General features: G+C 51.8%; 2 pseudogenes. One reads left to right on the forward strand and one right to left on the reverse strand.

The features are described 5' to 3' along the window. Positions 1-138, forward strand: a pseudogene (rplO, locus tag ACRPFF_RS11565) (50S ribosomal protein L15); the annotation flags it as partial. Between the two features lie 118 nt (positions 139-256). Here rplO and ACRPFF_RS11570 read toward each other — a convergent pair. Then, positions 257-388 (reverse strand): annotated as a pseudogene (locus ACRPFF_RS11570) (DUF1311 domain-containing protein); the annotation flags it as partial.

The following is a 388-nucleotide window of genomic DNA, read 5'->3' on the forward strand; positions in this document are numbered from 1 at the left end:
GGTTTCCACAAGGTAGGTCTTGAAGGCGGTCACATGACCGTGCAACGTCGCCTGCCGACACGTGGTTTCAAATCTTTCACTGCTGCCGCTAATGCTGAAGCTCGTTTGAGTGAATTAAATCTGATTGCTGTGACTCAAGGGCGTGTTTGCCGCGTTCGCCCAACAGTTCGGCGGTCGGCAGGTCGGTGCCCATTTTGTCGATGGGGAGTTTGCCCGAAAGATATTGCTCCAAAGCGGCACAGAGTTTGAGTGTCCCAAGTTCTTCGTTCCTTTGTTTCGCCTTGTCCAGCGGCTCTTTAATCAGCTCCATAGACACCAGCTCGCTGAGCGGATGGATGATATCGTGTGCCTGATTCAGTTCGGCAAAGATTTTGCTTTTGTCGTCTGT

Origin of the sequence: Neisseria sp. SLRRB23 (assembly GCF_050896295.1) — a bacterium.
In the GTDB taxonomy this organism is placed as follows: domain Bacteria; phylum Pseudomonadota; class Gammaproteobacteria; order Burkholderiales; family Neisseriaceae; genus Neisseria.